The sequence below is a fragment of the Mycobacterium sp. SMC-15 genome (genome assembly GCF_045310925.1).
GTDB lineage: Bacteria > Actinomycetota > Actinomycetes > Mycobacteriales > Mycobacteriaceae > Mycobacterium.
In genome coordinates, this window is the sequence record NZ_JBJIAJ010000004.1 from 267,996 (window position 1) to 284,656 (window position 16,661).

Annotated in this window: 16 protein-coding genes and 1 tRNA gene; 7 read left to right on the plus strand and 10 right to left on the minus strand. The window is 67.5% G+C overall.

Annotation, left to right across the window (positions count from 1 at the left end; translation table 11 throughout):
- The first annotated feature begins 114 nt into the window (after positions 1-114).
- Positions 115-912 (plus strand): L,D-transpeptidase, encoded by a 798-nt coding sequence (locus ACJH71_RS08190; protein WP_406757514.1) that lies wholly within the window; start codon positions 115-117, stop codon positions 910-912.
- Positions 913-933: 21 nt separating this feature from the next.
- Here the strand turns inward: ACJH71_RS08190 and ACJH71_RS08195 are convergent, their stop codons facing one another.
- Both ACJH71_RS08195 and ACJH71_RS08200 read right to left on the minus strand, forming a co-directional pair.
- Entirely contained in the window at positions 934-2,190 is a 1,257-nt protein-coding gene (locus ACJH71_RS08195; RefSeq protein WP_406757515.1) for a cytochrome P450, read from the minus strand.
- Positions 2,187-3,032, minus strand: coding sequence for an MBL fold metallo-hydrolase (locus ACJH71_RS08200; protein ID WP_406757516.1), 846 nt, complete (start codon positions 3,030-3,032; stop codon positions 2,187-2,189). The genes ACJH71_RS08195 and ACJH71_RS08200 overlap by 4 nt, the downstream gene beginning before the upstream one ends.
- A gap of 103 nt (positions 3,033-3,135) precedes the next feature.
- On the opposite strand from ACJH71_RS08200, the gene ACJH71_RS08205 reads away from it, so the two are divergent.
- The 4 genes from ACJH71_RS08205 to ACJH71_RS08220 are packed head-to-tail and all read left to right on the plus strand — an operon-like array spanning position 3,136 to position 7,031.
- A complete protein-coding gene (locus ACJH71_RS08205) occupies positions 3,136-3,924 on the plus strand; it encodes a FadR/GntR family transcriptional regulator (protein WP_406757517.1) in 789 nt (262 codons plus the stop codon).
- 51 nt (positions 3,925-3,975) lie between these two features.
- The gene (locus ACJH71_RS08210) at positions 3,976-4,761 is read left to right on the plus strand and encodes a class II aldolase/adducin family protein (RefSeq protein ID WP_406757518.1); all 786 of its coding nucleotides are present in this window, start codon (positions 3,976-3,978) and stop codon (positions 4,759-4,761) included.
- Between the two features lie 30 nt (positions 4,762-4,791).
- Positions 4,792-6,060 carry an amidohydrolase family protein gene (locus tag ACJH71_RS08215; RefSeq protein WP_406757519.1) on the plus strand — a complete coding sequence of 423 codons (1,269 nt, stop codon included), beginning with the start codon at positions 4,792-4,794 and terminating at the stop codon, positions 6,058-6,060.
- Positions 6,061-6,062: 2 nt separating this feature from the next.
- Positions 6,063-7,031: a D-2-hydroxyacid dehydrogenase family protein gene (locus tag ACJH71_RS08220; protein WP_406757520.1), complete on the plus strand. Its 969-nt coding sequence runs from the start codon at positions 6,063-6,065 to the stop codon at positions 7,029-7,031.
- A gap of 160 nt (positions 7,032-7,191) precedes the next feature.
- On the opposite strand, the gene ACJH71_RS08225 is transcribed toward ACJH71_RS08220, so the two are convergent.
- The 6 genes from ACJH71_RS08225 to ACJH71_RS08250 form a co-directional block, all read right to left on the minus strand.
- Positions 7,192-7,482 carry a hypothetical protein gene (locus ACJH71_RS08225; RefSeq protein WP_406757521.1) on the minus strand — a complete coding sequence of 97 codons (291 nt, stop codon included), beginning with the start codon at positions 7,480-7,482 and terminating at the stop codon, positions 7,192-7,194.
- Positions 7,483-7,831: 349 nt separating this feature from the next.
- A tRNA-Ala gene (locus ACJH71_RS08230) sits at positions 7,832-7,904 on the minus strand.
- A gap of 72 nt (positions 7,905-7,976) precedes the next feature.
- Positions 7,977-8,426 carry a GreA/GreB family elongation factor gene (locus tag ACJH71_RS08235; protein ID WP_406757522.1) on the minus strand — a complete coding sequence of 150 codons (450 nt, stop codon included), beginning with the start codon at positions 8,424-8,426 and terminating at the stop codon, positions 7,977-7,979.
- Positions 8,427-8,481: 55 nt separating this feature from the next.
- Positions 8,482-9,738, minus strand: coding sequence for an NAD(P)/FAD-dependent oxidoreductase (locus tag ACJH71_RS08240; protein ID WP_406757523.1), 1,257 nt, complete (start codon positions 9,736-9,738; stop codon positions 8,482-8,484).
- Positions 9,739-9,797: 59 nt separating this feature from the next.
- Positions 9,798-11,348, minus strand: coding sequence for a PucR family transcriptional regulator (locus ACJH71_RS08245; RefSeq protein ID WP_406757524.1), 1,551 nt, complete (start codon positions 11,346-11,348; stop codon positions 9,798-9,800).
- The gene (locus tag ACJH71_RS08250) at positions 11,230-12,582 is read right to left on the minus strand and encodes an MFS transporter (protein ID WP_406757525.1); all 1,353 of its coding nucleotides are present in this window, start codon (positions 12,580-12,582) and stop codon (positions 11,230-11,232) included. Before ACJH71_RS08250 ends, ACJH71_RS08245 begins: the two co-directional genes overlap by 119 nt.
- A gap of 49 nt (positions 12,583-12,631) precedes the next feature.
- Between ACJH71_RS08250 and ACJH71_RS08255 the strand changes: the two genes are divergently transcribed.
- Complete coding sequence (locus ACJH71_RS08255; RefSeq protein ID WP_406757526.1) at positions 12,632-13,153, plus strand: hypothetical protein; 522 nt, start codon at positions 12,632-12,634, stop codon at positions 13,151-13,153.
- Here ACJH71_RS08255 and ACJH71_RS08260 read toward each other — a convergent pair whose 3' ends face one another.
- Positions 13,154-13,522 carry a DUF488 domain-containing protein gene (locus ACJH71_RS08260; protein ID WP_406757527.1) on the minus strand — a complete coding sequence of 123 codons (369 nt, stop codon included), beginning with the start codon at positions 13,520-13,522 and terminating at the stop codon, positions 13,154-13,156. It abuts the gene before it with no gap.
- A 133-nt stretch (positions 13,523-13,655) separates the two neighbouring features.
- On the opposite strand from ACJH71_RS08260, the gene ACJH71_RS08265 reads away from it, so the two are divergent.
- Positions 13,656-14,987, plus strand: a complete 1,332-nt coding sequence (locus tag ACJH71_RS08265) for a PPE family protein (RefSeq protein WP_406757528.1) — start codon at positions 13,656-13,658, stop codon at positions 14,985-14,987.
- Positions 14,988-14,992: 5 nt separating this feature from the next.
- On the opposite strand, the gene ACJH71_RS08270 is transcribed toward ACJH71_RS08265, so the two are convergent.
- The gene (locus ACJH71_RS08270; protein WP_406757529.1) at positions 14,993-16,516 is read right to left on the minus strand and encodes an aldehyde dehydrogenase family protein; all 1,524 of its coding nucleotides are present in this window, start codon (positions 16,514-16,516) and stop codon (positions 14,993-14,995) included.
- Between the last annotated feature and the right edge of the window lie 145 nt (positions 16,517-16,661).

Genomic DNA, 16,661 nt, shown 5'->3' on the forward strand with positions numbered 1-16,661 from the left:
ACTTAATGAAGCCTTGACCGACTCGTGGGCATGTGCGCGAGGCTTTCGGGCGCGAATCTCCCTACCATCAACGGCGATAACCCAAGGTAAGAAGATCGGGAAGGTATGCCGACGATGTGGACATCGGTGCGTTCAGCAATGGTGGTGATCGGGGTCGCGGTCACAACGCTCGTGACGCCGCCCGGAACGAGTTCGGCCGCGGCCAGCCAACCGCCCGGTGCCGGGATCGCATCGATCCAGCCGGCCTCGGGTGCCGTCGTCGGCGTGGCGCACCCGGTGGTGGTGACCTTCTCCGCACCGGTGATCGACCGCCGGGCCGCCGAGCGCAGCATCGCGGTGCGGTCTAACCCGCCGATGACCGGAACCTTTGACTGGGTCGACGACACCGAGGTGCAGTGGGTTCCCGACCACTACTGGCCGTCGCACAGCGCCGTGGCACTGTCGGTGGGCAAGCTGTCCGTCGACTTCAGCACGGGCGCAAAGGTGGTGGGCGTCGCCAGCATCTCGGCGCACACCTTCACCGTGACCGTCGACGGTGATGAGGCCGGCCCGCTGCCCACACCGCACCACCGCCCGCACTGGGGCGAAGACGGCGTCATGCCCGCCACCATGGGCAAGACCGAATACGAGACGCCGACGGGCAACTACACCGTGCTGGGCAAGGACCGCAAGGTCATCATGGACTCCAGCAGCGTAGGGATCCCGATTGACTCCGCCGAGGGCTACCGCTTCGAGGTCGAGCAGGCAGTACGCATCACCCGGCGCGGGCTCTACGTCCACTCCGCACCGTGGGCGCTGCACTCACTGGGGCTGGAGAACGTCAGCCACGGCTGCGTCGGCCTGAGTCCTACCGACGCCGAGTGGTACTTCGACCGGGTCAACATCGGCGACCCGGTGATCATCAAGGAGTGACGCGGGCCGCGGGGACGCCGGCTAAGACGCCGACGCGCTGCCGAATTCCACGGGCATAGCGTCGATCCCGTTGATCCAGGGCAGCACGGACCGCGATGGGCGATCCAGCTGGTGGATGTCGGGAATGATGTCTGCCAGCGCACCGAAGATCAGGTTGATCTGCATGCGGGCGAGGTTCGCACCGATGCAGTAGTGCGCTCCGGGAGCCCCGAAACCCAGGTGGGGGTTGGGGCTCCGCAGGATGTTGAACGTGAAGGGGTCCTCGAACACCTCGTCGTCGTAGTTGGCCGAGCCGTAGAACATGCCGACCCGCTGGCCCTTGCGGATCTGCACTCCGCCGAGCTCGACATCGCGTAACGCCGTGCGCTGGAAAGAGATGACCGGCGTCGCCCAGCGGACCACTTCCTCGGCCATAGTGGTGGGGCGTTCGGCGACGAACAGCCGCCATTGGTCGGGGTGGTCGAAGAACGCCAGCATCCCCTGCGAGGTGGCGTTGCGAGTGGTCTCGTTGCCGGCCACCATCAGCATCATCACGTAGTAACCGAATTCCAGTGCGGTCAGCTCTTCGCCGTCGATGGTCGCGGTCACCAGGGCCGTCGCGATGTCATCGCGCGGGTGCGCCTTGCGGTCTTCGGCCATTTGATAGGCGTAGCCCAGCAGTTCGGCGGAGGCCTGGAGCCCGTCGGCTCCGGCATCCGGCTCGCCGTTGCCGCCGCCCACCAGCCGATTGCTCCAGTCGAAGACCTGCTGGCGCTCATCCGCCGGGACACCGATCAGCTCGCAGATGGTGGCCAACGGCAGCTGCGAGGCCACCTCGGTGACGAAGTCGCCGGTGTTGTGCTCAGCGGCGGCCGTGACGATCTCGCGGGCTTGGCGGTCGAGCGAATCCCGCATACCGGCAACCACTCGGGGCGTGAATCCCCGTGACACGATCCGGCGCAGCTTGGCGTGCTTGGGTCCGTCGAGAAAGAGCATGATGTTGTCGCGACTGGCGTCGTGGAGCTCTTGATTGTTCGTGGTATTCGTCCGGATCAGCGAGGTGTTCTCGTGTGAGGAGAACACCTCGTCCTGCAGAGACACCGCCCGGACGTCGGCGTGCTTGGTGACGACCCAGTAGCCCTCGTCGGGGTAGCCGGAGGCGCCGAAGGGCTGGGCGTTCCACCAGATCGGTTCGGTCTTGCGCAGGAGGGCGAACTCCTCGTGCGGGATCCGCTCGGCGATGAGTGCGGGGTCGGTGAAGTCGAACCCCTCCGGCAGCAGGTGCTGTGTGTCGGTCATCGTGCTCCCTCTCGCTCTACCAGCGGTTGCCACGCCAGGCCTGCACCGGCGCTGTTGATGTAGCCGCCCGACGGGGCGGCGAAATGTGATCCGAGCAGCAGTGCCCGCTCATCGGCGATCCGGCGCAGCAAGTCCAGCCGGCTGGCGCGAGCAGCGCGCGGGTCGGCGTCGGGCAGGGCACTGATCTCGGGGTCGCCGATCTGGAGCGGATGGTGCACGACGTCGCCGCTGATGTAGGCCACGGCGCCGGCGGACTCGATGCGCACCGACACGTGACCAGGGGTGTGACCGGCGGTAGGGACCAGCCGGATGCTCTCGGTCAGCTGATGATCCGGCGCTACCAACCGGAGCCTGCCGTGCTGGGCCAACGGGTCGACGCATTCGGGCGCCACCCGGTCCTCACCGGTGAACCCGCACCAGTGCGCGTGCTCAGCCTCGGTCACCAGATAGTCGGCGTGGGGAAACGTCGGCACCCACTGCCCCGCGCGCTCCACGGCGTTGCGACCGGCGTGGTCGCGGTGCAGATGCGTGCACACCACCGCCGTGATGTCGTCGGGCCCAAATCCGGTGGCCGCCAACGACTCCTCGAAGCGATCCGGCAGGTTACGGGTCCGTAGGAAGCTCTCGGCGAAGCAGGTGTCGACCAGCACCCGCGACGCCTCGGACGCGATCAGATAGGACTGGATCGCCATCAAGATGTTTCCCGCCGCGTCGGAGTACTCCGGCAGCGAGTCGTCCGCACAACGCTGGGGTGCTCCCGCGAAAAGCCGGGCGGGCGGGATCGGGATGACCGCCTGCAGGACCGCGTGGATGTCAACGTCGCCGACAGTCCAATGCTGCACGCCATGGTCCCCTTCTCGCAGCGCGATCGTATGCCACGAATCATTTGGAAGTGAGCGATTCGACGAACCGGATCCGTACGGCCTGATCTGGCACACTCGACTCGTGGCAGCACCCACCATCCGCTTTCGGCGGCTCGCTGAACAGGTCGCCGACGAGCTCCGTCGGCGCATTCTCGCCGGCGAGCTGACCGACGATCATGTGCTCCCCAAAGAGGACGAACTCCTGGTCGAGTTCGCCATCAGCAAGCCGTCATTGCGCGAGGCCATGCGCATCCTCGAGGCCGAGGGACTGCTCACCGTGCGCCGCGGGAAGCGGGGCGGCGCGGTGATACATCGACCCACGCCAGCAAACGTCGCCTACACGATGGGCCTGGTACTGGGCTCACAACAGGTGAGCCTCGCCGACGTCGGGACCGCGCTGCTGCAGGTCGAACCGGCCTGCGCGGCACTGTGCGCGCAGCGGCCGGACCGAAAGAGCACAGTGGTGCCCATTCTGCGCCGGTTGCACGAGGAATCGGTGGCCGCGGTCGACGACTTGCAGAAGGCCACCTCCGCCAGTCGCCGCTACCATGAAGCGCTCGTCACGCACTGCGGCAACGCCACCATGCTCGTCATGGCCGGCGCACTCGAAGCCCTGTGGTCCGCTCACGAGCAAAGCTGGTCAAGTCAGGTCACCGACCACTCGACGGTGCCCGTTCCCGAGCGGCGCGCCGTCTTGGAGGACCATCGCCAGGTGATCGATGCCATCGATGTCGGCGACGCCCAGCGGGCCCGAGACCTTGCCGCGGCGCACCTGTTGCATGCCCAGCACTACCCCGGCCGCTCCGGAATCGTCGACCCCGCCATGGTCCGGCCCCGTGGCTTCTCCAACGCTGCGGACGCCCAGCACTGACGAACTCCTCGACAGCGTTGACGGCGTCCCTTATTTCCATATGATTTGTTCATGACGGAGTCCGTCGACGTCCAGCGCGCCCGTCCCGGCGGCTCAGCGGTCTGGTCGCCGTCGGTGGTCCCGCCGATCGGCGTCGAGCTGAGCAACCCCCAGGCGCTGGCCATCGCGTTTCGCCATCTCGCCGGAATCGGTTTCGCCGAGAACATGGCCGGTCACATCACCTGGCAGCCCCTCGGCCAGACCGAGATGCTGGTCAATCCGTGGGGACTGTGGTGGGCCGAACTCACCGCCTCCGACATCTGCACCGTCGACGAAGACGCCCGCGTCGTCGCGGGCCGCTGGGATGTCACCCCCGCCATTCATATCCACACCGAGCTGCACCGCGCCCGCCCGGACGCACGCGTGGTGATCCACAACCATCCCTACTACGTCAGCCTGCTGGCGTCGCTGCAGACGCTGCCCGAACTCGTCCACCAGACCGGCTCGCTCTTCCTCGACGACCTGTGCTTCGTCGACACCTACGACGGCGAGGTGGACACCGCTTCGCGGGCCCGGGATCTGGCCGGCCGCATCGGCAACGCGAACCTGACGATCCTGGCGTCGCACGGGGTGATCGCCACCGGGAGCACGCTGGCCGAGGCGGTTTATCGGTCGGCGACCATCGAGCGAGTGTGCAAGCTGGCTTACCACGTCATGCTGACCGGCCGGAAGCCCACTCCGATGAAGCGATCCGACATGGCCGGGATACAGGCGTCGCTGATCGAACGTGCCGCAGACGTGTACTGGGCCGGCGCGGCCCGCATGACCATCAAGGCCGACCGGCATGTGCTCGACTGATCCCCCACGCCCGAAGACTGAGGTTCGCAGGTGAAATCAATCGACGAGCTCAGCTCAGACCTGAGCTTCACCACCGCCAAGGCCGGGGCAGAGCGCACCGTGACCTTCCTGCCGGAACCGCCACGCGCGCAACGCCGCTACACGGTGATCTCGGTAGACGACCACATAGTCGAACCCCCGGATACCTTCTGCGGACGAGTGCCGCGCAAACTGGCCGACCGGGCGCCGCGGGTCGTCGAGACCGAAACCGGCGGCCAGACCTGGATGTACGACGGCCAATCGCTGCCCAACGTCGGGTTCAACGCCGTGGTGGGACGTCCGGTGTCGGAGTACGGTTTTGAGCCGGCCCGCTTCGACGAGATGCGCCGCGGCGCCTGGGATATCCATGCGCGCATCAAGGACATGGACATCAACGGCGTCTACGCCTCGCTGAACTTCCCCTCCTTCCTGCCCGGCTTCGCCGGCCAGCGCCTGCAGCTGACGACCGGCGACCGTGAGCTGGCGCTGGCCTCGGTGCGAGCGTGGAACGACTGGCACCACGAGGTATGGGCCGGCTCCTACCCCGACCGCATCATCGGATGTCAGCTGCCCTGGCTGCTGGATCCCGAAGTCGGAGCAGCCATGATCTACGAGAACGCCGAAAGAGGATTCCGCGCCGTCACTTTCAGTGAGAATCCGGCCATGCTGGGACTGCCGACCATCCACTCCGGGCATTGGGACCCGATGATCGCCGCCTGCGCCGACACGGGCACCGTGGTCAATCTGCACATCGGTTCGTCGGGTACCTCACCGTCGACCACCGATGATGCCCCGCCGGACGTCGCCGGCGTGTTGTTCTTCGCCTATGCCATCTCCGCCGCGGTCGACTGGCTGTACTCGGGGTTGCCCAGCCGCTTCCCGGAGTTGAAGATCTGCCTGTCCGAGGGCGGGATCGGCTGGGTCGCAGGTCTGTTGGACCGCCTCGATCACATGCTGAGCTATCACGATATGTACGGAACCTGGAAGGCGCTCGGCGAGACGCTCTCCCCTGCCGAGGTTCTGCAACGCAACTTCTGGTTCTGCGCGGTCGAAGATCAGTCGTCGTTCTGTCAGCACGAGCGCATCGGCACCGACCACATCATGCTGGAGGCCGACTACCCGCACTGCGATTCGACATGGCCGAACACCCAGCAGGTGATTCACCAGGAGATCGGTAACCTGCCTTCCGACGTGATACGAAAATTCACCTGGGAGAATGCCTCTCGCCTCTATCAGCATCCGGTTCCCGAGGCGGTCCAGCACGACCCGGATGCGTTCTGAAGATGGCCGCCACCGCGGCGCCGCTGCGTATCGCGGTGCTCGACGATTACCAGGGCATCGCCGAGACGGTGGACTGGACGCCCATACCGCGGCCGGTACATCTGCTCGCGATCCGCGAACATCTCGCTCCCGGTGACGAACTGGTGGCCCGGCTGGCCGATTGCGAGGTGGTGGTCGCGATGCGCGAACGCACGCCGATCGGCGCCGACCTGCTGTCCCGGCTGCCGTCGCTGAAATTGCTGGTCACCACCGGACCGTTCAACGCCGCCATCGACGTGGCCGCCGCGCACCGACTCGGGATCACCGTGTGTGGGACCGGCGGCACCATCACGCCGACGGTCGAACTCACCTGGGCGTTGATCCACGCCCTGCAACGCCATCTGATCGTCGAAGACGCGGCACTGCGCGCCGGCCGATGGCAACAGACCGTCGGCGCCGATCTCGCCGGCGCGACGCTCGGGCTGGTGGGGCTGGGCCGGATCGGCCGACTGGTCGGCGCAGTCGGACACGCCTACGGAATGCGAGTGACGGCGTGGAGCCCGCATCTGACCGCCGAGCGCGCCGCCGAGGCTGGGGCACAGCTGCGGGACCGGCACAGCCTGTTCGAGACCGCCGATGTCGTGTCGATCCACATGGTGCTCTCCGCGGCGACGCGGGGACTCGTCGGTCGCGATGAGCTGACCGCGATGAAACCCAGCGCGATCCTGGTCAACACCTCGCGCGGCGGGCTGATCGATGAGGCCGCGCTGATCGACGCGCTGCGCACCGGCCGGATCCGCGGCGCCGGGCTCGACGTCTACGACCAGGAGCCGCTGCCGGCCGGACACCCGCTCACCACGCTGGGCAACACCGTGCTGACCCCGCACCTGGGCTACGTGACCGAGAACTGCATGAACATGTTTTACCGCGATATCGTCGAAGACGTCGCCAGTTACTGTGCCGGCACTCCGCGACGCCTGGTGAAAGCTTGACCGCACGGTTCACCCAAATTCCGATGACAGTTGTTCGTAACAGAACTGTCGCGCCGGAATAACGGTTCAACAAATAAATTCTCGTCAGTGATATTCGAAGACATTGCCGCAATAGAAAAAGCCCGCGAACGCAATGTTCGCGGGCCTTTTCTGCCACGTGCTATTTAGTACCGCCGGCCAAGCCGATAGGGGCGCTGATGGCGTCTGTCATCAATCCCGCGATAGGACTGGCGGCGGCGGCTCCGGCCGGCCCCGGCGCCACCAGAGGCACGGGCGGCGGCAGTCCGGGCACCACCGGAATCGGGGCGATCGGAATAGGAGGCACCGGACCCGGTAGCCCCATCGGGACAGGCCCAGCAAGAGTGGTCAGATCTGCTGCGCACGGCACCGCGCCGGCCGCTCCGACCACGCCGGCAGGCGCCCCACCGTCACCGGATGTTTGAGCGACCACACCACCCGCGCACACCGGCCCCCCGAGGGGCAGGGGCGCGACGGGAACAGCACCAGCCTGGCCGCTGAAAAACAACCCGCTCGCAGATATGCCGATACCGGCGAATATCGCTTTACCGAGTCTCCCGAGGCTCTTCACGTACACTCCGATGATTAGTATCCAGCCCCCCGGACACGCAATCTTTCGATTGCAAAGGAACCGTATCACAGGCTTGTAAGTCACCGGGCCGGCCAATTGACTCGTTAGGGTAACGATGCGACTCGGCAGCCGTGATAATGCGTTTACCAAACGATCTGATCACAATTCCGCGCGATCAGCGCAGAGTGAACGGAATACCCATCGAAATGAGTGGAGCTAAGGGGACTCGAACCCCTGACCCCCACACTGCCAGTGTGGTGCGCTACCAGCTGCGCCATAGCCCCGCGTTGTCGTGCTCATCGAAGCTACACCACAGCCACACCAAGGTTCAAAACAGCTCCTCAGTCGGCCTGTGTTCAGGCCGGATGCTGGGTCTGATGCAGCCCGTAGGGCACCGCGTCGAGCAGCGTCACCGTCACGTTGGCCCCACTGGGCACCTGGTAAGTGCGCTCCTCCCCCGGCCGTGCTCCGGTGATCGCCATGCCCAGCGGCGACTGCGGCGAGTAGACCTCCAACCCGCCCTGGTCGTCGTCGCGCACCCCGAGCAGGAAGGTCTCGGTGTCCCCGTCGCTGTAGCGCACGGTGAGCACCATGCCGGGCTCGGCGACCCCGTCGTCCGGCGGATCCTGTCCGACAACCGCGACCGCCAACAGGTCGTGGATCTGGTGGATCCGGGCCTGACGAGCTTGTTGTTCATCTATGTCTTCGTTGCCCGAAGCAGCTTGCGGCGCAGACAGTTCCGCCAACTCCGCCAGCAGCCGGTCCTTGGCCTGCTGGGTCATCCAGACACCGTGCGTATCAGTCATCGACAGTTCTCCTTTACAACAGCATTTTGATTCGAAACTCACCGACCCAGACGGGTCAGCGCAAGGGATCGAGGTCACGCAGCACGGCGGATTGCTTGCCGGTGGTGATCTGCTCGGCCAACAATCGGCCTGTCACGGGGCCATGCGTCATGCCCCACATGCCGTGCCCACCGGCGACGTAGACGGTGCGCGGGCACACCTCCCCCACCAGGGGCCGTCCGTCGGGGCTGACCGGGCGTGGGCCCACCCACACGTCGGTGCGCTCCTCCCAGCGCACGCCGTCGAGCAGGGGGCGGGTGGCGGCGACGATCGCTTCAACGCGGGCCGGGACGATCGGGGCGTCGGGGTCGCCGAACTCCATGGTGCCGGCGACCCGAAGGCGGGCGTTCAACGGCGTGCAGGCCACCCGGGCATCGGGCAGGTAGATCGGCCCCGTGACCGGCCCATCCACCGGCACGGAGAAGGAGTAGCCGCGCCCGGCCCGCACCGGCACACGGATCCAGCGCGCCGCCAGCCGCGACAACCAGGCACCGCTGGCGATCACCGCCGCATCCGCCGTCAAAGTCGCGCCGTCGCTGCTGGTCACGGCCACGCCGTCACCGTGGGGCGACACGTCGGCGACATCGAGAATGTGCAGAACGGCACCGCGCTGTACCACCGTGCGCCCCAGCGCGGTCACGAACCGGCCTGGGTCAAGGAAGCGCTGACCGTCGATCTGCACCCCGGCGGCAACCGCCGCGGATGCCAGCGGCACCCGCTCAGCCAGCGCCGCGCCGGTCAGTTCGGTACCGAACACCGACTGGCCGGCCTCGGAGAACCGGCGCAGCTCGTCGAGCAATCGCTCCGCGTCGGCGGAGGTCCGGAAAATCGCGGTGATCGGAGCATCGGTGACCGGGGCGTCTACCCCGTTGGCGAGCAGAACGTCATAAGCCTCAATGCATTCCGCGCTCAGGGGCGCGTTGGCCCGCACCGCGCGCCGCCAGGCTGCGGGACGGCTGTTCGCGGCGAAGCGGGCCAAGAAAGTCCACAATGCCGGGCCGGCGTTGAGCGGTACCTGCAGCGGCGCGGTCCGGCTCAGCAGGGACCGCAGCCCGAAGCGGAGGTTGGCCGGCTCGTTGAGCGGAATCGCCAGTGCCGGGGAGATCCAGCCGGCATTGCCCCACGAGGAACCGGCCGCGACTCCGACCCGGTCGACCACGGTGACTTCGACACCGCGCTCCTGCAGAAACCAGGCGGTGGACAACCCGACGACGCCGGCGCCCACCACGATCACCGATCGTGGCGCGCCGTCGATTCGGTTGGCCGCACCCATCTCTCCATGATGCGACTGCGCTCAGACGCCCGGTTTAACCGAATCGCACAACAGCAGCGTCAGGGTTTGTCGAGTTCCGACATGTCACCCGCCGCGAGCTCGATCATCGCCGCGAATCGAGTGCGCGGATCCTCCAGCCCCAGTGGCGTGACCTCGGCCATCTTGCGCAGCCGGTAGCGGACCGTGTTCTCGTGCACGCCCAGCTGCTCGGCGGCCCGTGCCAGATCACCCTGGGCGTCGAGCCAGGCCCGCAGCGTGGCCACATACGGCGTGTTGTGGGCCGCGTCGTGATGACGCAGCTCTGCGACCGGCCCACGGGTCGGCACCCGTCCGGCTCGTGCCGCGGTGTGCAGGCGGCGCAGCACGATCTTGTCCCAGGACTCGTCGTAAGCCGGCGCTACGCCGCCGGGTGGCCCGGCCTCGTGCAGCGCGAGACATTCTTCGGCCTCCCGGCGCGCGGCGGCCAGCTCGGCGACCGTGGCAACCGCACTGATCCCGGCCAGCACGCTGGCGTGCGGCGGCAAGACGGCGGCCAGGCCGCTCACCCACTGCCGGGCGGCGGCGGCATCCTCAGCCGGCAGCAGGGTGTAGACGGTGTTGGCAGCCAGTGCGCTGCGGCCGGGACGCGACCAGCCGAACCCGGTGGTGACGGCCTCGAAAGCCAACAGCAGCCCGGCATGCGGTTGCGTGGCGATCCGGGTGTGCACGGCGATCACCCGCAGCGGGGCTTGCGGCAGTCCCAGCCTGGCGACCAGGGCGACCGCGTCGGCCGGCTCGGTTCGCTCATCCAAAAGCCGGGTCACCCAATCGGATTCGACTTGACGCTCCAAGTCCGCACTGGCCCGTGACCGCAGCACGTGCAATGCCACCGTACGAGCACCATCAGCAAGGGCGGTCAGCCGTTCACCGCTCAATGGGTCCGGGCAGGCCACCCATACCGCACCCAGCAGCTCTCGGCCGGCACGCACCGCCACCACCATCCTGCCGGTCAAGCCGTGCTCGGGATCGGCACCGACGTACAACGGTTCGTCGTGGAGGTCCAAATGCGCTATAACGCCGCGCTTTTCGAACAACTCTCGAAGCGGTTCGGACTCCTGCCGGTTCAGGATCGTCGCCGAACGCGCCGGGTCGGCGTACCGCTGACCGCGCGAGTAGGCCAGCACCCTGCCCAGCTGATCCTCGATGGTGACCGCACCGGCCACCGCTTCGGCCAGGCTGTCGGCCACCGCGAACAGATCCGTTGGCCCGCGGCCCGATTCGGTCTCCCGTCCTTCGAGCACCAGCCCGTAGACCACCGCGGCCAGCTCACTCCAGGACACCGCCGCGTCCACCACCAGCACGGCCAGCGACTCGCCCTCCCCCACGAAGGAGGTCTTGTCCTCGACGTCGCGCACCAGCACGGCGACGGCCTTGGCGGCCACCGCCCAGCGCACCGCCTCTTTTACCGAGCGGGCGCCGACCGCCAGCAGAACGTCGCCGACGACGACGCGCTCACCGGTCACCTCGTGCATCACGACACTGCTCAGCCGCGTCGTCCTCGGAATGGAGCAGAACCTCAGCCGAACCCCGTAGCTGCCCACCACGTTGACCAGCCGGTCCAGTGTCACCATCAACCGAGCCTAGCCACGTCTCATCGGCCAGCCCGCCGATCGGGTTGCTCGCCCTGGTCTCCGGCGCCCACACCCACGTGAGCGCTGCCACCAGCAACACCCCACCACTGATCGCAAAACCCCACTCGAAGGACAGCCGCTCGGCGATCTGGCCGACCGCAAGCGAACCTACGATCGATCCGAAGTCGGCCATCATTTGGTACGTCGCCACCGCGGTGCCCGCCCGGGCCTGGTTGCCGACCAGGTCGGAGATGACGGCCTGCTGCGGCGACCCGTAGATCCCCGAGGCCACCCCGGTCAGGTACGCCACCACCAGAAACACCACCAGCGAGGCGCTCGCGCCCAGCAAGACCGTCGTGACGCCCGATGCCGCCAGACCGGCGATCAGCAGCCCCTTGCGGCCGATCCGGTCCGAGAGCTGGCCGCTGGGCAGCACCGCGCAGACATTGCCGATCCCGACCATCGCCAGCGTCAAGCCGGCGAAGGAGGGCCCGCGGCCCAGGACTTCGGTGACGAACAACGGCACCAACGCAACCCGCAGACCGAAGACCGACCAGCCGGTGGCGAAGTTCGACAGCAGCGCCGAGCGGTAGGCACGATTCCCCAGCGCCGTCCGCACCGACACCGTGGGCCCGGTCGACTCGGCCGCCTCGGCCAAATGCGAGTGGCGCAAGCTGACGAAGACGCCGGTGGCCGTCACGATCAGCACCGAACCGTAGAACAAGAACGGCGCGCTGAGGCCGAAACCTGCTGTCAGGCTTCCCAATATCGGTCCACCCACGGTGCCCAGCAGGAACGCGGTGGCGAACAGCCCGGCGACGCGGCCGCGAGCATCCTCCGGGCTGATCCGGATCATCAGGCCCACCGCGGCGATGAAGAACATCGTCGACCCAATGCCGCCGAGGGCACGGAAGAACAGCAGCTGCCCGTAGGTCTGCACGAAGGCGCAGGCCGTGGTGGACACCGAGACGATCAACAGGCCGGCCACGTAGACCCAGCGCTCGCCCAGCCGTTGAACCAGCAGTCCGCTCACCGGCGCGAAGAGCAATCGGGTCAGCGCGAACGCGGTGATGAGGAACGTCGTCGCGGAGATGCTCACCCCGAAATGGCGCGCATAGACCGGCAGCACCGGCGACACCAACCCGTAGCCGAGCGCGATCAAAACGTTCGCGACGAGAAGTACCCAGATCTCCCGCTGGAGCCGCGGTTTGGCGGCCGGGGAGTCGTAGGTCACCCGATAACTTTAGACAGCCTCGGTAATCTCTGAACCGGGAGGCTTGACCATGAACCACGCTGTCGATGCGGGCCCCGATCACTCGTCGCCGCGGCCGGTGCTGCTGCAGCTGTGCGAGCAGTGGGTCGCGTTCAAACCGTTCGCCGTAGCCGGCGCTACCGCGATCGTGGCCGGGGGTGCGATAGCCGCCGCCATCGCGGCCCCGGCGCCCACCCGTCACGGGGTCTGGGCGGTGGCCTACCTGGTCCTCGTGCTCGGGGCCGGCCAACTGGCGATCGGGGCCGGCCAAGCACTGCTGCCGCCCACGGCGCCGTCGCCGCGCGAGGCAACGCTGGGCGCCGCGGCGTTCAACCTCTCCGGCGCCGCCATCGTGCTGGGCGTGGTCACCGACCATGTCGCGGCGTTCTACGCGGGGTCTGCGCTGCTGTTCGCCGCGCTGGTCTGGTTGCTCTACCGGGTTCGGCGCAGCACACGTTGGGGCTGGCCCCTGTTCGCCTACCGGTTTTTTCTGGCGGCGTTGGTGGTGAGCATTCCGATCGGGATGGCGATCACCACCGCGGGCCGCAGCTAGTCACTGCCGGGCCAGCAGCTTGGCCAACACCGCCGCGTGACTTCCGTCCACGTCCCGGCTCGCCGTCACCAGGGTGACGGTCTTCTTGCCGCGGGCCAGCGCGCGCAGACCGGCGAACCCGGAGGCCCCCTTCGCGGTCTGCAGTTCGTCTTCGTAGCGGCTGAGGAACTCGTCGAAACGCTCGGGCTGATGGTTGTACCAATGGCGCAGTTCGTTCGACGGCGCCGCGTCCTTGTACCAGTGCCCCACCCGGGGGTCGTCCTTGCGGAAGCCCCGCGGCCACAGCCGATCGACGAGGATTCGTTCACCGTCCTCGGCACCGGGTTCGTCGTAGACACGGGCGACTCGGAACGTGGTTTGGGGACTCATACCCCAGGCTATCGCCGGCCCGCGACGCATGTCAGCCGTCGGTCCTACCGCATCGCCACGCCATCGAAGTTAGCTTAGGCAATGCTATCTTGTCGATATTTATCAGTTCCGCTCGTAGAAATTGGTGGCCGGCGTGAACGGTGGTTGGATCGCATCTCCCCCGGAGGTGCATTCCGCGCTGCTGAGCGCCGGGCCCGGTCCCGGTGCCCTGCTGGCTGCCGCCGGCGCCTGGTCGGCGCTGAGCACCGAATACTCGACCGCGGCCACCGAACTCATCAGCGTGCTGAGCACCGTCGGGGCAGCGGTCTGGCAGGGCCCCAGCGCGGAGAGCTACACCGCGGCGCACGCGCCGTACCTGCAGTGGCTGATCCGCGCCAGCAGCGACAGCGCCCGCGCGGGCACCCAGCACGAAGTCGCCGCGGCCGCCTACAGCACCGCCCTGGCCGCCATGCCCACCCTGGCGGAGCTGGCGCTCAACCACACCGTCCATGGGGTGTTGACCGCCACGAACTTCTTTGGCATCAACACCATCCCGATCGCCCTCAACGAGGCCGACTACGCCCGCATGTGGGTGCAGGCCGCCACCGTCATGGCGACGTACGACGCGATCGCCGGCGCTGCCGTGACGTCGCTACCCGGCACCGACTCGCCGCCACCGATCCTGGCCGCAGACACCGGGACCGGTGGCGACGACGAGCCGACGGATCCGATCGAGGAGGCCAACCGCTGGTTCTGGTTCATCTTCTGGAACATCGTGTTCTGGTCGACGTTCCTGTTCATCGTGACGATTCCGGTTCGGATCCCGATCGTGCTGCCGTTGCTGATCAACGCCATCAACGACTTCATCGCATCGATGCAGGTGCCACCACCGGAGCCGGTCATCGAACAGCCCGCGCCACCGCCCGTCGCGGTACGGCACCCGATCGCGGCCCGACCGGCTCACGAGCCGGTCGCCGTTGCCGTCGGTGTCGCGAGCGCTATCGCCGGTTCGGCGGGAACATCCTCGGGCCCGGCCGGCGCAACGACCACCGGGCCGGCGCTACCGGTAAGCGGCGCCGAATCGCTGGCCTATCTGGTGACCGGCGGCCACGCCGAAGGCTTCGGCCCTACCTTGACCGATCGCGACCGATCCCCAGCGCCGGCCGCCGGCGCCTGCGCGGCGGTCTCGGCTCGTGCCCCGGCGGCGCGCGCACCGCTGCGGTCCCGCCGGCGGCGTCGCGCCCAGATGAAGGAATACGCCGACGCCACCATGACCCTGGATGTTGACGACTCCGGATCACCCGACGAAACGACCAGACCCGCCGGCTCGGATTCCGGCGCCGGAGCGCTGGGATTCACCGGGACAGCGCAGCGCAGCGACGCGGGGGCGACAGGACTGGCCCGGTTGCGCGGCAACGTATTCGGCGCGGGCCCGGCGGTGCCGCTACTGCCCGAGACCTGGGATCACGACCCCGACGAGCAATAGCCGGCCTAGCCGTTGCGCGGCCCCGAACCGAACCGGCGCCGTCCGCGCGCCGCGAACGCACGCATGACCCCCAGGGCCATCGCCATCCGGCGTTTCGAAGACGGGTACCACAGCAATTCGGATTTCTGGGTGGGCAGCCGCGGCGACGTAATGGCCTGCTGTCGACAGTATTTGATGATTCCGGATGCTCCGCCGGCACGATAGCCGATCCCGGATTCCTTCCAGCCGCCCATCGGCAACCCCGGACAGAAGACATTGACCAAGGCATCGTTGACATTCACCGCGCCCACTTCCAGCCGACGGGCCAGCCGCTCGCCGCGGCGCTTATCGCCGGTCCACACCGTGGCCGACAACCCGTACGGCGAGTCGTTGGCCAGCCGGATGGCCTCGTTCTCGTCGGCGACCTTGATCACCGGCAGGGTCGGTCCGAAGGTCTCTTCGGTCATGCATGTCATGGACGAGTCGACGTCGGCGATCACGGTCGGAGCGAAGTACGTCCCCACGCCGGTTGCCTTGCCGCCGGTGACCACCCGCGCCCCGGCGGCCGTGGCCTCCTCGACATGGCGCGCCACGATGTCGCGTTGCGCTTCGGTGGCCATGGCACCGGTGTCACCGTCCTGGCCCTGCTGCACCTCACCCACCCGGGCAGCCAGCTTCGCGACGAACTCGTCATAGACCGGGGCTTCGACGTACACGCGCTCCACCGACACACATACCTGTCCGGAGTTGAACATTCCGCCCCACGCAATGCCGTTGGCGGCGCGGTCGAGGTCGGCGTCGGCCAACACGATCGCCGGGTCCTTTCCACCGAGCTCCAGACCGTAGGGAATCAGCCGCTGCGCGCAGGCCACCGCGACCTTGCGCCCGGTGGCCGTCGACCCGGTGAACTGCAGGAAGTCGGCATGCTCGATCAGCGCCTGGCCGGTGTCGCCGTAGCCGGTGGTCAGGTCGAGCACTGGCGGGGCACCGATCTCGGCCCAGCCGCGCACAAACTCGACCGCCGACAGCGGCGTCACTTCGGAGGGCTTGAGCAGCACGGCCGCACCGGCCGCCAAGGCCGGCGGCACGTCGAGGCCGGGCATCGCGAACGGGAAGTTCCACGGCGTGATGACCCCGACCAGCGGGTACGGACGATAGGCGGTGGTGAACCGCTTCACCCGATAGATCGGGCTGTGCGCCTTGGGATGACGGTCGGCGAGAAACTCCTTGGCCTGGTTGGCCCAGTAGCCGATGGCGTCCGCGGTGGCGACGGCCTCCAGGCTGGCGTCGACGTGCGATTTCCCGGTCTCGGAGATCAACACCTCGGTGATGCGGTCGGCGTTGTCCAGGATCCAGTCCTGCCAGGCCAACAGCCAGCGCTTGCGGCCCGTCGGCCCGAGCGCCTCCCATTCCGGTTGGGCTGCAATGAGTTGGGCGGCCTTGGCGGCCACCGTCTGGGGGTCGTCGATCGGCACGGTGCCCGACACGGCCCCGGTAGCAGGGTTGTGCACGGTGATCATCGACTCGGCCCTGGATTGCACTGCAGTCATGTTGCGCTCCCGATCTAGACCCTGCGGAAAGGCTGTGACCTCGCCGTACCTGATCGTCAGTTGCTGCCTGCGAATTTGTCAAGGTCAACCATCGCGGGAACTTTGCCCGAGGCGCCCGGAGTACAGGGAAATCCCTGTATCCGAT